The sequence below is a fragment of the Chloracidobacterium sp. genome, assembly GCA_016715795.1.
GTDB lineage: Bacteria > Acidobacteriota > Blastocatellia > Pyrinomonadales > Pyrinomonadaceae > OLB17.
In genome coordinates this window covers 1,236,120-1,252,635 of the sequence record JADJXP010000002.1, presented here as the reverse complement: position 1 = coordinate 1,252,635, position 16,516 = coordinate 1,236,120, and the positions used below count along the sequence as shown (strand labels likewise).

Here is a 16,516-nt window from a genome sequence, read left to right as displayed (position 1 = left end):
TTATAGCTTGTTGCAAAGTACAATCCAACTAAAGCCCCTTGCGGCCCGCCTCAAAGAACTCGACCTCAAAGCGTGTGCGATAACGGATTATGGCAACCTGTACGGGGCCTTGGGCTTTTATAATGCGCTCAAGGCGGTAAACGTGAAGCCGATCATTGGCTATGAGGCGAATTTCGTCTTGGAGAGCTGTCGCGAGAGGTCGAGTTCTGTGCGCGCGGGCGAGAGGCCTTACTACAGCGTTATACTGCTCGCAGAGAACAATCGAGGTTATCAAAATCTTGTATCCCTTGCATCTAAAGCGTTTACAGATGGATATTATCATCGCCCTCGCGTTGATCTTGAGATGCTATCGGCCCATCATGAGGGGCTGATAGGCTTGTCGGGCGGCCTCACGGGCGTAGTGGGACATTTCCTCGCCGCCGGTGATGAAGAACGGGCTTTCGAGAATGCCAAAATGCTCGAAGAGGCGCTCGGCCGAGACAATTTCTTTCTCGAAATATGCGAAGCTACGGATGACACGCGGCGTCACCTGCTCGATCGGACCGTAGAACTCTCCACCCGCGCAGAGATCGACCTTGTAGCGACAAACGACGTTCATTATCTGCATGCGGACGATGCACGGGCTCACGAACTGCTGCAATGTCTAAAGGATGGCCGGACATTGGTTGATACCGGCCGTCCGCCGGACGCAACCTGGTTCCTCAGGTCGGCCGCGGAAATGTGGGAGATCTTTGGTAATGAGCTCCCTTCAGCGCTTCAGAATACCGTCCGGATCGCAGAACGATGTGAGATCGATATACCGCAAGGCGAGTTGGTTCGGCAACTTCCCGATTATCCGACGCCGATCCCGGGCCTCTCGATGGACGACTATCTTGTACAGGTCCTTAACGAGAGTTTTGCGGAGCGAGAAGCAGAGGAATGGCGGCCAAAACTAGCAGACGGAACGCTCGTCCGCACGCTTGATGAGTATCGGGAACGCCTTGACTCCGAGATACGGACGATCCAGAAGATGGGATTCTCGGGCTATTTCCTGATCGTATGGGATTTCATTCGATTCGCTCGTGAGAAAGGAATACCTGTTGGCCCGGGTCGCGGTTCGGCGGCCGGTTCGCTTGCCGCCTATTGCCTGAGGATAACGGACGTAGATCCGCTTCAGTACGACCTCCTTTTTGAACGGTTCCTCAATCCTCACCGCATCTCAATGCCCGATATTGACATCGATTTTTGTATCCGCGGCCGCGGCGATGTCATCCGCTATGTGACCGACCTGTACGGACAGGAATCAGTGTGTCAGATCATTACTTTTGGAACTATGGCATCGCGTGCGGCAATTAAGGATGTCGGACGGACCCTCGGGATGGACTTTGGCTCTGTCGAGCGAATTGCCAAAATGATCCCGAAGCCGGTGCGCGGCCGTAACGTAAGCATCCCGGAAGCTCTAGAGACCGTTCCCGAACTGAAAAGCGCCTATAACGCCGAGACATCAACACAGAACGTTATCGATCTGGCCTTAAAGCTTGAAGGCTGCTCCCGGCATACATCAGTTCATGCGGCCGGCGTTGTGATCAGTCCGAAACCGCTGCACGAACTTGTTCCGGTTAAAAGGACTGACAAGGATGAGTTCACAAGCCAGTTTCCGATGGGCGATCTGGAAAAGGTCGGAATGCTCAAGATGGATTTTCTTGGGCTAACGACGCTGACCATCATTGCCGATACTCTGGCCTCGATACGGGAACGACATGGTATTGAGATCGACTGGGCAAAGGTTCCAACAACTGACGAGCAGGCGATGCAGCTCTTTGCTGACGGTCGGACCGAGGCTATCTTTCAGTTTGAATCTTCGGGGATGCAGGAACTCTGTCGGCGGCTCAAGCCTAAGGTGCTGGAGGACCTTTCGGCGCTGAATGCCCTCTATCGCCCCGGACCGATAGATGGCGGCATGGTCGACGATTTTATTGATCGGCACAAGGGGACCAAGCCAGTCGAGTACATCTTGCCTGAGATGGAAGGCATCCTTGGAAATACTTTTGGCGTTCTTGTTTATCAGGAACAGATAATGCAGCTCGCCCAGAAGCTCGCAGGCTACTCCCTCGGCCAGGCAGATCTGATGCGACGGGCGATGGGGAAAAAGAACGTCCAAGAGATGAGCGTTCATGAGCAGACCTTCATTAGCGGCGCAGTTGAGAACAAGATCCCGCGTAAGGTGGCGAAAGAGATATTTGACCTCATGGCGAAATTCGCGGATTACGGGTTCAATCGCAGCCATTCTATGGCTTACGCAGTTCTGGCATTCCGAACCGCCTATCTGAAGGCCCATTATCCGGCCGACTTTTATGCCGCCGTTCTATCGCACGAATCGGACGACAGCGAAAAGGTATATAAATATACGACCGAACTCAAGTCACTCGGCCTAAGCCTGCTGCCTCCGGATATTAACGAGAGCGGAGACGGCTTTACTCCTGTCGATGAAACGGTACGTTACGGCCTGATGGCGATCAAAGGCCTCGGTGCGTCGAGTGTTGAGGCGATAGTCTCAGCCCGAAGTGATGGAAAATTCAGTTCGCTTTTCGACTTTTGCGGGCGCCTGTCAACGGGTGCCGTGAACCGGCGAGGGCTCGAAAGCCTGATCTGTGCCGGAGCATTTGACTCTCTGATGGCGCAGGGCGACGACATAGCCCGATGGCGGGCGAGCAACTTTGCAGCTGTCGATCTGGCACTGGCACAAGGGCAGCGGCTTGCGGAGGATCGGATGCGCGGGCAGACAGGCCTCTTTGCCTCGTCTGACAGTGCTGAGGTCACTGTCGAGTTGCCCGACGTTGAGCCGTGGCGTCGTGACGAACTGGGCAGCAGAGAGAAGGCGGCAGTCGGCTTTTATATCTCGACACATCCGATCGACTCTTATCAGAGGCTGCTTGAGGGCCGCTTCAGGCCGATAGCGGAATTCAGCACACCTAGTTCGGGCGACAAGGTCCGACTTGCCGGCATGCTGAGCATGACGCAGGTCAAGCTGAGCAAGCGCGGCGGCCGCTACTGCACGTTTCGCCTTGAAGATCGGTCGGGCGGAATTAAGGGCATCGTCTTCGCTCGAGATCTTCCGGGCCTGCTGTCGTATCTTAAGGATGACGAGCTGGTGATCGCTGAGGGCACTATTGAGGTCGCCGAGGGTCAGGAACCCTCGTTGCGAGTTGACAAGATACAAAACCTCGTCGACGAGGCCGTAACCCGTGCACGCGAGGTTTGCATCTCGCTTCCCCCGCTCAATGGCGACACCGTCTCTTTCCTCGAAACACTCTACATCCTTCTCGAACGCGAGCGAGGCCAGTGCGGCGTCGTGCTCGAGGTGACTGCGGGCGAGACGCTCGTTCAACTCCGGACAAAAGTCCCCTCTGTTGCCGGCAGCCGTGAACTGCAGCGACAGCTTGAAGAACGTGGCTGCTCGGTCGAGTGGTTACAATAGACTCGCAGTCGGAATCATTTTTCCAAAATAAAACTTGTACCCACTGAGCGATTTCGGGCCCTTTCGTCGCTTTTGTTTGTGAGGCGTATTTTCTCACATTAAAGGAGGGCAGAAAATGCTTGGAAAGAAATTGAGTTTTGCGGTTATCGTGATAATTTCATCGCTTTTACTGGTGAGCCAGACGGCGGCTCAATCGGTTTATAACGTGATAGTTCCGTCCACAAACGGAAAACCTGCCGGTTATTACACAATTCCGCGAGTCTTACTTCAACCGAACGATACGGTAACTATTCAATACACGGGCGGCATCGTTGATTTTACAGCCGTTGGCAAAAGTTGTGCTGTAGAAGAAGCCTATCTGGTGGATGCAAACGGGATGTCTCAGGATTTCCTTTGGGACTGGGGAAACATTCTGTGTTACATCAACGAATTACGTCATGAGGTTCCGTCCGACCCGTTACCAACACAGCCGCACGCCGGATTGTTTCTTCCGGCACAGCCCGGTGCGCCGCTTCAATTTATTGGGAGAAATACGAAAACTTTTACTTTCACGGGAACGAGTCCGGCGTATTTGAGACTCGGCGTTAATGATGTGGTTTGGCTGAACAATGGCGGGCAGTTTGATGTCAGGGTTACGGTTACGCGAAGATCGTTTGAATTCTCCACAGCAACTTCAAGCATTGACGAGAACGGCGGAAACGCCGTAATTACCGTTACCCGAAGCGATTCGGCAGCGGCTTCGAGCGTTCATTATGCGACCTCCAACGGCACGGCAACGGCCGGACAGGATTATACGGCGGTGAGCGGAACTTTGAACTTTGCCATCGGTGAAACAAGCAAAACGTTCAATGTTCCGATCACTAACGACGCGGCGGCTGAATCAAACGAAACGGTTAATCTGACGCTTTCCGCACCAAGCAACGGCTTCATTTTGGGTGTCAATAAGACGGCCGTTTTGACTATCAACGACAGTGACACGCTCAACAATAACTCGGCCTTTGTGTCGCAGAACGTCCCGGGTCAGATGTATGCAGGGATCCATTACCATGTGATGACGGCTTTCAAGAATACCGGCACCACAACCTGGGCCGCGGGAACATACGGACTTTCATCGCAAAATCCGCTCGACAATACGACTTGGGGATTTAACCGCGTCAATCTGCAAAGCGCGGTCGCACCCGGTGCAACGGCATTCATCGGCTTTGATATTACCGCGCCAAGCACGCCGGGAACTTACAATTTTCAATGGCGGACGTGGCAGCTCGGAGTGGAACATTTTGGGGCATTTTCACAGAATCTGCAGATTGAGGTCGTGCCGCGACCGATCGCTACCATCACCGATTCTTCGATCATCGAAGGCGATTCCGGGCAGAAAGACCTTTCGTTTATTATCTCGCTCGATACGCCGATGATCGAGCAAGGCTGGGTTGATGTGGCCACCGCTAACGGCACGGCAATCGCCGGTCAAGACTATGTCACCCGAAGCGGGAGATGGCTCTTTGAACGCGACCAGCAGTCCGTCAACATCAAAATTCCGATCATCGGGGACACCGCCTTTGAGCCGACTGAAAGTTTCTTTTTGAACCTGACCCCGGGCTACGCGATCCTACTCGGCAACGATCAGGGCAAAGCGGTGATCCGGGACAACGAGCCGACGAAGATCGCCGATCTGGATCGCGACGGGAAAAGCGATTTTTGGTTGTTTCGCCCGTCAAACGGCATTTGGTATGGCTTGTCGAGCCGAAACAATTATTCATTTACCGCCGTTCAATTCGGTGCAAACGGCGACATTCCGGTGAGCGGCGATTACGATGGCGACGGCTATCCCGATTATGCCGTTTGGCGGCCTTCAACGGGCGTTTGGTATGTCTATCGGACATCGGACGGGCAAGTTACGTCGTTTCAATTTGGGATATCAACCGACATACCCGTTCAGGGCGATTTTGACGGCGACGGCAAATGCGATTTCGCAGTGTTTCGCCGTTCAACAGGCATTTGGTATATACGTTACAGCCTTTTGAACGATTTCCAGATTCAGCAATTCGGTCTGAACGGGGATGTTCCCGTCAAAGGTGATTTTGACGGCGACGGCCGCACCGATCTGGCGGTTTTTCGACCTTCAAACGGCACTTGGTATATTCTGCAGAGTTCGAACGATCAACTCATTGCCATGCCATTCGGGAGTAGCGGTGACCAAGCCGTTCCCGCCGATTTTGACCATGATGGCAAAGCGGACATTGCCGTTTGGCGGCCTTCGACAGGCGTTTGGTATTACTTGAAAAGCAGTCTGAACAACACCGGATTTGTTGAGTTTAAGTTTGGCTTGAATAACGATATTCCCACACCGGGCGACTTTGACGGCGATGGCAAGAACGATTTTTCCGTCTTTCGTCCATCAGCCGGCATGTGGTACAGCTGGCAAAGCCTGACCAATTCACTTGCGGCAAGGCAATTTGGCATAAACGGCGATATTCCGATCGCAAATCGTTGGGTGCACTAGAAGGGCTTATTGCCTCCTCAAAAACAAAAGCGGTCGATCCCTAGGGACCGACCGCTTTTTTTGATTCCTTGAAGGAATCGTGCTAAAAAAAAGCATAACTGATGTCCGAGGATGTTACGCAACTTCTTTTCGATTGGAGCAACGGCGACAAAGATGCGATAGACAAACTCTTGCCGATTGTTTATGGGGAATTGCGCCAGGTCGCGGCAAATTTGATTAAAAATGAACGTGCCGACCACACGCTTCAGCCGACCGCGCTCGTTCACGAAGCCTATCTCAAACTCATCAGCCAAAGCGATGTACACTGGGACAGTCGCGTTCAGTTTTTTGCGTTTTCGGCACGGATCATGCGAAATATTTTGGTTGACCACGCCCGTTCGAAACTACGCGAAAAACGCGGCGGTCAGCAGCAAAAGATCGCTCTGGACGAACTCGTTTTCGCCTCGAAAGAAAAGTCGAATGAATTGATTGAGTTAGATGAAGCCTTGCTGGAACTTGCCAAATTTGACGAGCGTAAATGCCGCATCATTGAACTCAGATATTTTGGCGGTTTGAGTCTCGAAGAGATCGGAAAAGTGTTGAAGATAGCCGTTGCGACCATTCGCCGCGATATGCGCTTCGCCGAAGCCTGGCTCTACAATGAAATGAGCGAATAAGGTTCGCGTTCATCCAAGCGATGCGCGAGTTCTCCACGAGAGCCCCAGCCAGTTGTTCGTCGCATCGGTTATTCTTTCCGCAGTGTGAGCGATTTGTGTGCAAAAAAACGCTTTTGGGTTGAGAGGTGATCTATCCGATGAATCTCGATCAATGGTTCAGAGTCGAAGAGCTTTTCAATCAGGTGATCGAAATGCCTTCGGCTGAACGCGAGGAATTTTTGGCGACACTTGACGGCGGCGATGAAATACTCGTCGGGAAAGTCAAAGATTTGGTCTGCGCCGAAGCGTCGCACAACGGAAGTTTTCTCGAAGCGGTGCAGAACGCCGCAGAAGAATTTTTGGACGCCCCCGAGCTAACCGAAGATCCTCCGCAAAATATTGGCGTTTACAAGATCACGCGCTTGCTCGGCAAGGGCGGAATGGGCGCGGTTTATCTCGCCGTCCGTAATGATGAAATTAAACGCCGCGTTGCCGTCAAGATCATCAAACGCGGAATGGATACGGATGACATCTTGCGCCGTTTTCGCAATGAACGCCAAATTCTGGCGGCTCTTGAACACGCGAACATCACCAAACTGATTGACGGCGGCACAACCGACAACGGATTGCCGTATCTCGTGATGGAATACGTTGACGGCTTGCCTCTGCTCGAATATTGCGAGAGTCAACAACTCGATGCCAAACAACGTCTGAAACTTTTCCAACAGATCTGCTCGGCGGTTTCCTATGCCCATCGAAATCTGATTGTGCATCGCGACTTGAAGCCTTCAAACATCATCGTAACTGCGGACGGTGTGCCGAAACTGCTTGATTTCGGTATCGCCAAAATACTCAATCGCGAACTTTCGGGGCACACTTTGGATCCGACTTTGACGGCAATGCGGATGATGACCCCCGATTACGCTTCGCCCGAACAAGTGCGCGGCGAACAAATAACAACCGCTTCCGACATCTACAGTTTGGGCGTCTTGCTCTACGAACTTTTGACCGGACAGCGTCCGTATCAAACTAAAAACATCACACAAGCCGAGATGTTTCACGCCATTTGCGATACTGAGCCGCCACTGCCAAGCTCAATGATCACGGGAGCTCTGGGCATTTCGACCAACCGAAACACCTCCGAAAATCGACATGCCGCAATCCGCAATCCCCAATCTCTCCGCGGTGATATTGATAACATTGTGCTGATGTCTCTGCGAAAAGAAGCTTCGCGGCGATATGCTTCGGTTGACCAATTTTCTGAAGATATACAGCGTCATCTCGACGGCTTGCCCGTTCTGGCGCGTCCGAATACTTTTTCGTATCGAGTCGGTAAATTCATCAAGCGTCAAAAGGTTGCGCTTGGCTCCGTCGTTTTTTTGGTAACGCTTTTGGCGGGTTTCGGCATTACCGAATCCATCCAAACCCGCAAACTTGCCAAAGAGCGCGACCAAGTTCAAATCGAAAAGATCCGTGCTGAAAAGATCGCGGCCTTTATGACTGAGCTTTTCAAAAGTTCCAATCCGAATGAAACGAATGGTGCGGACTTGACCGCTCGCCAACTTTTGGACAAAGGCTACAACCGACTGAAAAATGAATTGAACGATCAGCCGGAAGTCAAGGCCAAATTACTTCTAACAATGGCGCAGTCGTATCAAGCCCTCAGCGTTTTTGACAAAGCCGAAGAACTCGCCGAAGAATCCGTTCGTCTGAATCGTCAACTTTACGGCAATGAAAATCTGGAAACACTCGCCGCTTTGGAGTTCCTCGGCAACGTCACATTTTGGGCAAAAAAGAGCGATGAAGCCGCCCAAATTATGCAGGAAGCCGTCAATATTCGCCGCAAGATCGGCGGTGAAACGATTGAATTAGCCGACAGCCTCGACCAACTTGCCGTCTTGCAAAAAGATAGTTTGAAAGTTCCGAAAGACGAAATCGAGCGAAATTATCTGGAGGCCGTTTCGATCGCCCGCCGCGTTTTGCCGCCCGACGATAGTCGCTTGGAAGAATATCTGACCGACACAGCGGCATTTCTTCTGGAAATTCGCGGAAAGTTCAAAGAAAGTGAAAATCTGTGTCGTGAAGCACTTTTGATTGCCGAAAGAAATGCGTCCGACAACCCGCAAGATTTGGCTTCTGCTCACTCTTGTCTGGGCAGAAGTTTGGTTATGCAAGCCCGTTTTGACGAGGCCGCCCAAAGTTTAGAGACCGCCTTGACAATTAGAAAAGATTTCTACAAAGCGGTTGAAAATCAATCACTTTCCAACGCTTATCACAATCTCGGCTACTGCTATCTCGTTGCCAATCAGTTGGATAAAGCCGAACCCTTGCTTCAGAAAGCATTGCAAATCCGCACTAAGATCAACTCGCCGCTCCGCTCACATTCCGCGATGGAATTGGCGATAATTTACAGCAAACAAGGCAAACACGCCGAAGCCGAAGAACTGTTAAAAATCAACTTTATCGAGAATTCTAAAGCAAAACAGACACTTTATCTGGCGAACATTTTGATCAACGGCGGAAAGTTTGCCGAAGCCGAAGCAGTTTCCCGCAAAAATATCCCGGAAATGGCAAAAAGTTACGGCGATGACCATTATCGTTACGCCGAAAATCTTTTTGTTTTGGGCAAAGCCTTACAATCTCAAAACAAAGCCGCCGATGCTGCTGAATTTTTGCGGCAAAGCTACGAGATTTTTCAAAAAACCTATGGCGAAACGCATCCGCTGACTATTGAAGCCCGAAATCGTTTGAAATAAGATCGATCTTCGAATAGATCCGTCGTGTACGGCAGCGACAGATTGAGGAACGTGGCTGTTCGGTCGAGTGGTTACAATAGGCCACAGGCGGTATCATATTTCTTATGGCGACCACCGCATTCGAACGCGTGCAACTCGCACGCCATCCTGAGCGGCCCTATGCAATGGACCTGATCGGCCCCATGTTCTCGGATTTCATTGAGATCCACGGTGACCGGCGCTTTGCTGACGATCCGGCAATCATCGCCGGCTTCGCGCGCCTTGATGGATCGGAGATCTGTATTATCGGTCAGCAGAAGGGGCGTGACATCAACGAGCGGCGGCATCGGAATTTCGCGATGTCAAAGCCGGAAGGTTATCGCAAGGCACTTCGCGTAATGCATCTGGCCGAGAAATTTGGCCGACCGATTGTGACGATTATCGATACGCCCGGAGCCTATCCCGGCATCGATGCCGAAGAACGCGGCCAGGCCGAGGCGATCGCCTTCAATCTGCGCGAGATGGCGGGACTGGAAGTCCCAATTGTCGTCATAGTGATCGGCGAGGGCGGCTCGGGAGGCGCTCTTGCGATCGGTATCGGCGACCGCGTTCTGATGATGGAAAACGCCGTTTACAGCGTTATCACACCCGAGGGCTGTGCGGCGATCCTGTGGAAGGACGCAGCGCGGGCTCCCGACGCGGCCGAAGGGCTGAGGCTCACAGCCTCGGAACTGGCAAAGTTCCAGATCGTTGACGAGATCATCTCCGAACCGGAAGCGTGGACCATGCCCGGCGAAGAAAAATCGTCGCAAAGGGCCTTTTCGGCCATTTGCGACGATCTAAAGAGGGCCCTCACCCACAGCTTGAATGACCTTTCGCGTCTCGACAACCGAACGCTGCTCGAAAACCGCTACCAGAAATTTCGCAAAATGGGCGTCTGGGTCTAGAACGGTATGTCGTCGTCCGCCGGGGCCGGAGCTGCAGCCGGCGCCGGAGCTGCCGCTGAAGCAGACGTCGAAGTATCCGCAGCCGGAGCACCACTGTATGCGGGTTCGTCATGCGACGGCCCTCCACCGCTGTAATCGCCCGCGTCCTGACGCGAGCCGATAAACTGCATGTCGGTAGCGTTTACCTCAAGCGTGTATCGGTTATTGTTGTCGCGATCCGTCCATTCCTCGACCCGGAGACGGCCCTCGATATAGACGGGCCTTCCTTTCGCCAGATATTTCGATGCTGTTTCGGCCTGATTGCCCCACAGCGTGACGCGAAACCAGGTGGTGATATCCTGAAACTCACCCGATTTGTCGCGACGCCTCTCATTTGTAGCCAACGTAAAGCTGCAAACTGCAGTTCCCTGCGGCGTGTAGCGGAGTTCCGGATCGCGGCCCAGATTGCCGACGATAATGATTTTGTTGAATGACATATTGGTTCCTCTCTTGTGTTAATTTGCCTAAAACGAATTGTGTTGCGTAGGCATCAATATATCACGATATTCTCGTGTGCTAAAATCCATAGTTTCGCGGTCGGTCGTGTCATTGATTGAATGCTCCGCACAACGCTTCCCAAAGCTCTCATATCCTGGCTCGTTATCGCCCTGGCGGCGGTATCTATTGTTGCGCAGGTGGATAACAATAGCGGGGCTGACGTCACGCGCTGTTGGGCGATACCGATAACGGCTGCGGTTCGGCGTCTGACGGCCGATGGCTCGCGTGCATATGCTGCCCTTGATGGAGGCCGATTGATCTCATTTTCGCCTGACGGAAAAACGACATGGTCTACAGAACTTGGCGGCGACATTTCATCGACTTTGCTGGTCACGGATACGGGGCTGCTTCTGAGCACAAGCTCGGTCGGCGAGAATGAAATGGGTATTCTCCGCGCGATCAGCCGCGATACAGGAATAGTTGCGGCCACTGCCCCGCTTCCAGAAGGTGCGCGGTATTACACTTTCGCATTGAACGGATCGGTGCTTGTCGTTTCAGGCAACGGGATTGTCCAAATGATTGACCGGCAGGGCGTGGTAAAATGGCGTCGCGAGATCGCAGAGGCCTTTGCTGCTGTGCCCGTCTTGGGGGCCGACCGCCTCTTTTTGGCGTCAACCGGAAAGCAGCTGTTTGCCATCGATCCGACAAGCGGCGAGATCGACTCGGTTCGAAAGGTAAAGTATGACATTACTGCCCTGGGCGTCACGCAAGCCGGGATGCTGCTGGTCGGTGACGCGAGGGGCGGCCTGACGGCTTTCGATAGGAGCGGTGCGACGGCTTGGCGGTTTCGCACCGGTGGCCGCGTCTCCGGGCTCTTCGCTGCAAATGGCCACATCTTTGCGATGTCGCACGACAATTTTGTTTACTGCATCGACGCGAGCAACGGCAGCGTCGCCTGGAAGCGACGCCTCGCCGGCCGAGTTTCGCACGCCGCACCGATCAACGGCACCTATCTCTTTACGACGTCGCTGGACGAACATGGCGCGGCGATAACCGCCATCGCCAAAGGTAGAACAGCCGGCCATATCGGCCTAGCCGACGACGAGTTTGTCACGGCCGATCCTGTGATCTCTGGCGGCATCCTGGCAATAGGCACGAACGATGCCGTTTACGGTTACAGCCTCGTCGGCCCCGCGGGCTGCCCCAAATAGCAAAAATGCGGCCTGCGGACCGCCAAGGTCCGTGGCCGCAATCCAAAATTAAACCAGCAGTATGGCTTCTAATGCGAAACCGCGTGCTGGCTGATCATCGCGTAAATTTCGTCTTTGATCGCGAGTTTCTTCTTCTTGAGGGTTGTCTCCTCTACTTGTTCTTCGTCGCTTGGATACGATAGGTGAACCAGTTCGTTCAGCCTTTTTTCCAGATCGTCATGCTGATGTACCAGATCTCTGAAAACTTGATTGCTCTTTAGCAAGTCGTCCCTCACCGGATCAGCAGTTGACATGTCCATAGCGTTATAGTCCTCACTTTGTCAAAGTTTTCTTGGGCCCGGAGGCCGAAATGGTCTATGAGCCGGGCTTAAGTTTGATTCTAGTCCTCTCGGGATAAATTATCAAGAGGCCCGCAGTTTCAGGATCTAGCTAATTGAATGTCAGCCGTTTCGAGGCTCAAGCGCATCAGCAGGGCATTCTCACGCGGTTCGCTGTAAAAATTATTCCGTGTCTGCATCCTTTCAAACCCATTCCGCTGGTAGAATCTGATCGCGGCAGCGTTCGATTCCCTTACCTCTAGCCACACGTTTGTTGCCGATCTCTGTCGGCTGGCATCGAGAAAACTATCCAGAAGGAGTTGCCCGAGGCCACGGCCCTGCAGCGGCCTTATCACGGCAATGTTGTAGATCTCAGCATCAGTTTGTGCCTCGATCATCCCGCCAAGGATTATCCGGCCAACGACAAAGCCGACCGTGCGATTATCGTCGGCTTCTAGATGCAACAGCACGGCGTCGGGATTCTTTATCTCGTCGAGATAGCTCTGCGCTGTCCACGGGCTGAGGTTGGTTTCCTCGGCAATACGGATCAGGTCGGCAATGTGCGAGCTGTCCACCCGACGAACACGGAAATTGCCACAACCAGATTCGCTCATCAGGAACTGTGCTTGCTAACGAATAACGGTTTGGCCACCGTTCGCCGCACGGCCGCAAGCCGGCCCACGGCATTAGCGAAGTTAAAGCCGGCATCAAAAACGTCCGGCCGGTTGGACATCGGCTCTGCAAGCGATCCGTGAATGACCAATTTCCCGGTAATGTTGGCTAAAGCGTCGAGAGCGACCATGTGTGGCAAACCCGAAGGCTCGCCGATCTCAAACTCCTGCACACAAACCGATCCTCGGCCCATCGGAACCGCGGCGGTGACGCGTTCCTGAATTCCCGAGACGAATACGACCGCCTCCAACGCCGAAACACTTGCCATCTCGACGCCGAGCCCGGCCTTTAGGCCCAACGCCGTTGCGATGCCGATGCGAATGCCGGTAAAACTTCCCGGCCCGCCGGAAACAGCGATCAGGCGAATTTGTGACCGACCTATCTCGCGCTCACAAAGAAGCCGATCGATATCACCGAGCAGGTTCTCAGCCTTTGACACATTGCCGGTGCCGATCCAGTGCGCGATCTCGCCGCCGTCGCGGATCAGCGAAATACTGCCGCCTGCAATGGCTGCCTCGATGGATACGATCACATCGCTCATTTGCCGAAAATGCGCCGATACGACGCCGGGATGCGTGCAAAGAAGCTCGCGAACTGGTAAAAGAACCTCGTTCTCGCATCAAAACTACCGTTCATCTGTATCGTCGCCCAGATCGGATCGGGTCGCAGGCGGCGTGGCATCTGACGCAGCAGGCCGCCTTTATGTACGGCCTCCTCAAGAGGGACGAATTTTGTCTCACTTGCCCATTCACGCTCGACCGCCTTGATCAACCACGGCGGCAAATGAGCGGCTTCGTCGGCGAGAGGTGTATCGCTGAGGTCGAGGCCGAGGTATCTGTGAGCAAGCCCTATCGTGCAGGCTATCCAACGGCGGCGATGCGGCTTGACCGTATCGAGGGCTCGGTGCCAGTCAAAGCCGGGCGGACGATTGGCGACCGCGTAACATATGTCCCACAGCCTCTCTTTCTGGCTCGCACCGTCCGTTAGCCAGTGGACGCACAGCACACGCAAATGGTCCTCGGGCCGCAGGATGCGTATCGGGCCGTCGTCCAACGGCCACTCGGCCGAGTTAGCAAACAAGTCGTCCCACGCAACTGTGTCCAGATGCCGCAGCTCGCGGTGCAGATCGATCGCAAGGCCTTCCTGCGCATGCTTAACGACGATAGCGTCCGCTCGGTCAAACTCTGCCGACGATACAGCCAGGTCGATATCAATTGCAACGCGCGGCTCGGTCTCGGGATAGCTACGTCCCGCTGCGATGCCCTTTATCAGTATCGGCTCGATACCCTGTTCACGGAACAACTGAAATGCCCTTACGGCGCGCTTCTCAGCCGCTCTCACCTGAAGCAGTTTCCAGCGAAATTCGTCAGTCGTCGCAAAATTAGTCACTGATGCCGACACAAGGAGAGAGTAGCAGAGATGACAGTTCTTAACTACTTAGCTTGGTCATCTGCTGCAGCCCTTCAGATGCAGATGCCATTGGGGCCGCAGTTCGGAGGGCTCGGGCATCCCACTCTTACGCAGTCGCCGCTGCCGACGCAAACGCAGACCGAGAGTGAGCCCCGATTGTCTGTGGGCGTCGCTATTGTCGAGACGACCGGGACTGTCACGAATGCGGTGGTAGCGAGGGCCTTGATAGCGTTGCGTCTCGAGCTCCCGTCGTAGCGGCGCGGCTGCGGATTTGCGAGCAGGTCGAATGAGTTCAACTGATCTATCGCAAGCCAAACGACGTCAAGAGCCGCTCGGTCTGTTGTGAACTCCTCCGCGATCTCGGCAACCGTGGTCACGCCGTCGCATTTCTGCCAGATAAGGGCGGCAGTTGAGTTTAGGCAATAGGCTCGATGTTTCGCCATATCATAGAGGAGTACCTCATCCGAAACATGCTGCATCACCAGATTGCTGGCCTTGGCCTTGGGCTTATACAATGCGGGCATTTTCACCTATAGCTGAACAATACCAAAAAAAAAGAAGCAGTCAAGACCTGATGTCTTGACTGCTTCCGAATGATAGAAAATGAAAAACTACGTTCGGGGCGCGGCACCCGGTGCACAAATGCCCTGGGGGTTGCAGTTCTGTTGGCTCTGACATCCTACACGCGTGGTGCAGTCGCCGTTGCCGACACATGAGCACGACATATTCGCCATCGCATTCTGCGGGGCGACTAGAGAAGAGATGAGCGGGATCGCGACCATTGATGCGAGGCCGATCGTCTTGAGGACCTGACGGCGAGACTGGCCGGCGAAGCGCGGCGTCATGCCGGCCTCGAGCAGGTTGTTCTCGTTGAGCTGGTCGATAGCGAGCCAGACGAAATCTTCGGTAACCTTGCCATCAAATTCGCGAACGATGTCGGCCACAGAGTTATTGCCGTCGCACGATTTCCAAACCATTGCCGCCGAGCGATTCAGGCAGTGTGCCTTGTTGCTCTGCATGTCATATACGAGCACTTCGTCGGGCATTTCCTGAACAACGAGCCCGCTCTGCCGGGCGACCGGATTTTTCGAATTATTCATCTTCTCCTCCAAGCAAATTGATTATGCAAACAAGCAGTGCGTTAGTCAAACCTCTCCGATAGGCGAAAACACCGAAACCACGAGAGATGCAAAACTTTTATGTCATTCTATCTCAATCTTCGCATTTGTCAACGAAATTGAGCAGAGTTCGAGCGAATTTTTCTGCGTTACCTCTAAGACTTGCAGCAATTATGGCACGACTCACAGCCAAATTCAAGAGGCGAAGCGAGAATTCGGGCCTCGCATGCAATGATAGCGTAAACGGCAACGCCTGCATAGCCCCTTCGCCCGCCGTGAGCACCTTTGGCCGCCATCGGCCGTTCTCAGCAAACCGCGTAAAGATCATCGCGCCGACAGGGATCGCGCGTTTCCCCTCGATGCCGCCCAGTTCCTCGGCAGAATGGTCATAGACGGTCATCCGGCCGCGGGCGTCCTTACCTCGCATCGATATCCGGCGGGCAAAGGGATGCACGCGCCCCTCGACGTCGAGTATCGCGAAATCATCCGAATAATACTCGGCCCCGCAGCGGACAAGCTCGGTCACAAGGGTCGATTTGCCCTGAAAGCTGTCCGCCGGCATCACTATGGCCTTGCCCCGCCAGCCGACAACGCCCGCGTGGAGAAAGACATATTCAGGAGCCGTCTCGCCTATGGCGACGCGCACGAGCGTATCAAAGAATTTAATGAACTTGAACCGGGACCGCCCCGACGCAATGCCAACGCCATCCCTCGCAATTGTAAAGTAACGTCCGCTCGGCGACATCGTAAGCTCGAACATCGTGTCCGTCCGGCCGCCTCTCACGAGCTTGAAATTGCCGAGCAGCGAACGCCTTGCCGTCTCAGCGGCCTCAGCGATCAGCCCCTTGTCGTTACCTGCGATCTCGACACAAACGCCGTATGAGATGAATCTTGTCGAGTATGGGTGTCTCATCCGGATATCGTTTGGCGTAACCGATTCTCCTTCTCTGCGATCTCTCCGAGAATCTCAGCGTTCTCTGCATGGAGCCCGAACTCCCCGCAGAGGACGCTGAGCGGAGACGCAGATAACGCAGAAT

General features: G+C 53.8%; 14 protein-coding genes. 6 read left to right on the top strand and 8 right to left on the bottom strand.

From position 1 onward, the window contains the following. The first annotated feature begins 7 nt into the window (after window positions 1-7). The 5 genes from dnaE to IPM59_10635 all read left to right on the top strand — a co-directional run bounded on the left by dnaE (window position 8) and on the right by IPM59_10635 (window position 10,274). The gene (gene dnaE / locus IPM59_10655) at window positions 8-3,457 is read left to right on the top strand and encodes a DNA polymerase III subunit alpha (GenBank protein ID MBK9216040.1); all 3,450 of its coding nucleotides are present in this window, start codon (window positions 8-10) and stop codon (window positions 3,455-3,457) included. Between the two features lie 115 nt (window positions 3,458-3,572). Then, on the top strand, window positions 3,573-5,957 hold the full coding sequence (locus IPM59_10650) for a VCBS repeat-containing protein (protein ID MBK9216039.1): 2,385 nt from the start codon (window positions 3,573-3,575) through the stop codon (window positions 5,955-5,957). A gap of 101 nt (window positions 5,958-6,058) precedes the next feature. Further along, window positions 6,059-6,613 carry a sigma-70 family RNA polymerase sigma factor gene (locus tag IPM59_10645; GenBank protein MBK9216038.1) on the top strand — a complete coding sequence of 185 codons (555 nt, stop codon included), beginning with the start codon at window positions 6,059-6,061 and terminating at the stop codon, window positions 6,611-6,613. 137 nt (window positions 6,614-6,750) lie between these two features. Beyond that, on the top strand, window positions 6,751-9,348 hold the full coding sequence (locus tag IPM59_10640; protein MBK9216037.1) for a tetratricopeptide repeat protein: 2,598 nt from the start codon (window positions 6,751-6,753) through the stop codon (window positions 9,346-9,348). A gap of 104 nt (window positions 9,349-9,452) precedes the next feature. After that, complete coding sequence (locus tag IPM59_10635; GenBank protein MBK9216036.1) at window positions 9,453-10,274, top strand: acetyl-CoA carboxylase carboxyltransferase subunit alpha; 822 nt, start codon at window positions 9,453-9,455, stop codon at window positions 10,272-10,274. On the opposite strand, the gene IPM59_10630 is transcribed toward IPM59_10635, so the two are convergent. Next, entirely contained in the window at window positions 10,271-10,750 is a 480-nt protein-coding gene (locus tag IPM59_10630; GenBank protein MBK9216035.1) for a single-stranded DNA-binding protein, read from the bottom strand. The genes IPM59_10635 and IPM59_10630 overlap by 4 nt on opposite strands. Window positions 10,751-10,870: 120 nt before the next feature. On the opposite strand from IPM59_10630, the gene IPM59_10625 reads away from it, so the two are divergent. Next, window positions 10,871-11,962 (top strand): PQQ-binding-like beta-propeller repeat protein, encoded by a 1,092-nt coding sequence (locus tag IPM59_10625; GenBank protein ID MBK9216034.1) that lies wholly within the window; start codon window positions 10,871-10,873, stop codon window positions 11,960-11,962. Window positions 11,963-12,030: 68 nt separating this feature from the next. Here IPM59_10625 and IPM59_10620 read toward each other — a convergent pair whose 3' ends face one another. From IPM59_10620 to IPM59_10590, 7 genes are all read right to left on the bottom strand, one after another. After that, window positions 12,031-12,261 (bottom strand): YdcH family protein, encoded by a 231-nt coding sequence (locus IPM59_10620; protein ID MBK9216033.1) that lies wholly within the window; start codon window positions 12,259-12,261, stop codon window positions 12,031-12,033. 119 nt (window positions 12,262-12,380) lie between these two features. Next, window positions 12,381-12,893: a ribosomal protein S18-alanine N-acetyltransferase gene (rimI, locus tag IPM59_10615; protein MBK9216032.1), complete on the bottom strand. Its 513-nt coding sequence runs from the start codon at window positions 12,891-12,893 to the stop codon at window positions 12,381-12,383. After that, window positions 12,893-13,492: a tRNA (adenosine(37)-N6)-threonylcarbamoyltransferase complex dimerization subunit type 1 TsaB gene (tsaB, locus tag IPM59_10610; protein ID MBK9216031.1), complete on the bottom strand. Its 600-nt coding sequence runs from the start codon at window positions 13,490-13,492 to the stop codon at window positions 12,893-12,895. The genes rimI and tsaB overlap by 1 nt, the downstream gene beginning before the upstream one ends. Then, on the bottom strand, window positions 13,489-14,352 hold the full coding sequence (locus IPM59_10605) for a nucleotidyltransferase family protein (GenBank protein MBK9216030.1): 864 nt from the start codon (window positions 14,350-14,352) through the stop codon (window positions 13,489-13,491). Before IPM59_10605 ends, tsaB begins: the two co-directional genes overlap by 4 nt. A gap of 62 nt (window positions 14,353-14,414) precedes the next feature. Beyond that, entirely contained in the window at window positions 14,415-14,885 is a 471-nt protein-coding gene (locus IPM59_10600) for a PqqD family protein (GenBank protein MBK9216029.1), read from the bottom strand. 87 nt (window positions 14,886-14,972) lie between these two features. Beyond that, complete coding sequence (locus IPM59_10595; protein MBK9216028.1) at window positions 14,973-15,461, bottom strand: PqqD family protein; 489 nt, start codon at window positions 15,459-15,461, stop codon at window positions 14,973-14,975. 112 nt (window positions 15,462-15,573) lie between these two features. Next, entirely contained in the window at window positions 15,574-16,392 is an 819-nt protein-coding gene (locus IPM59_10590; GenBank protein ID MBK9216027.1) for a hypothetical protein, read from the bottom strand. Between the last annotated feature and the right edge of the window lie 124 nt (window positions 16,393-16,516).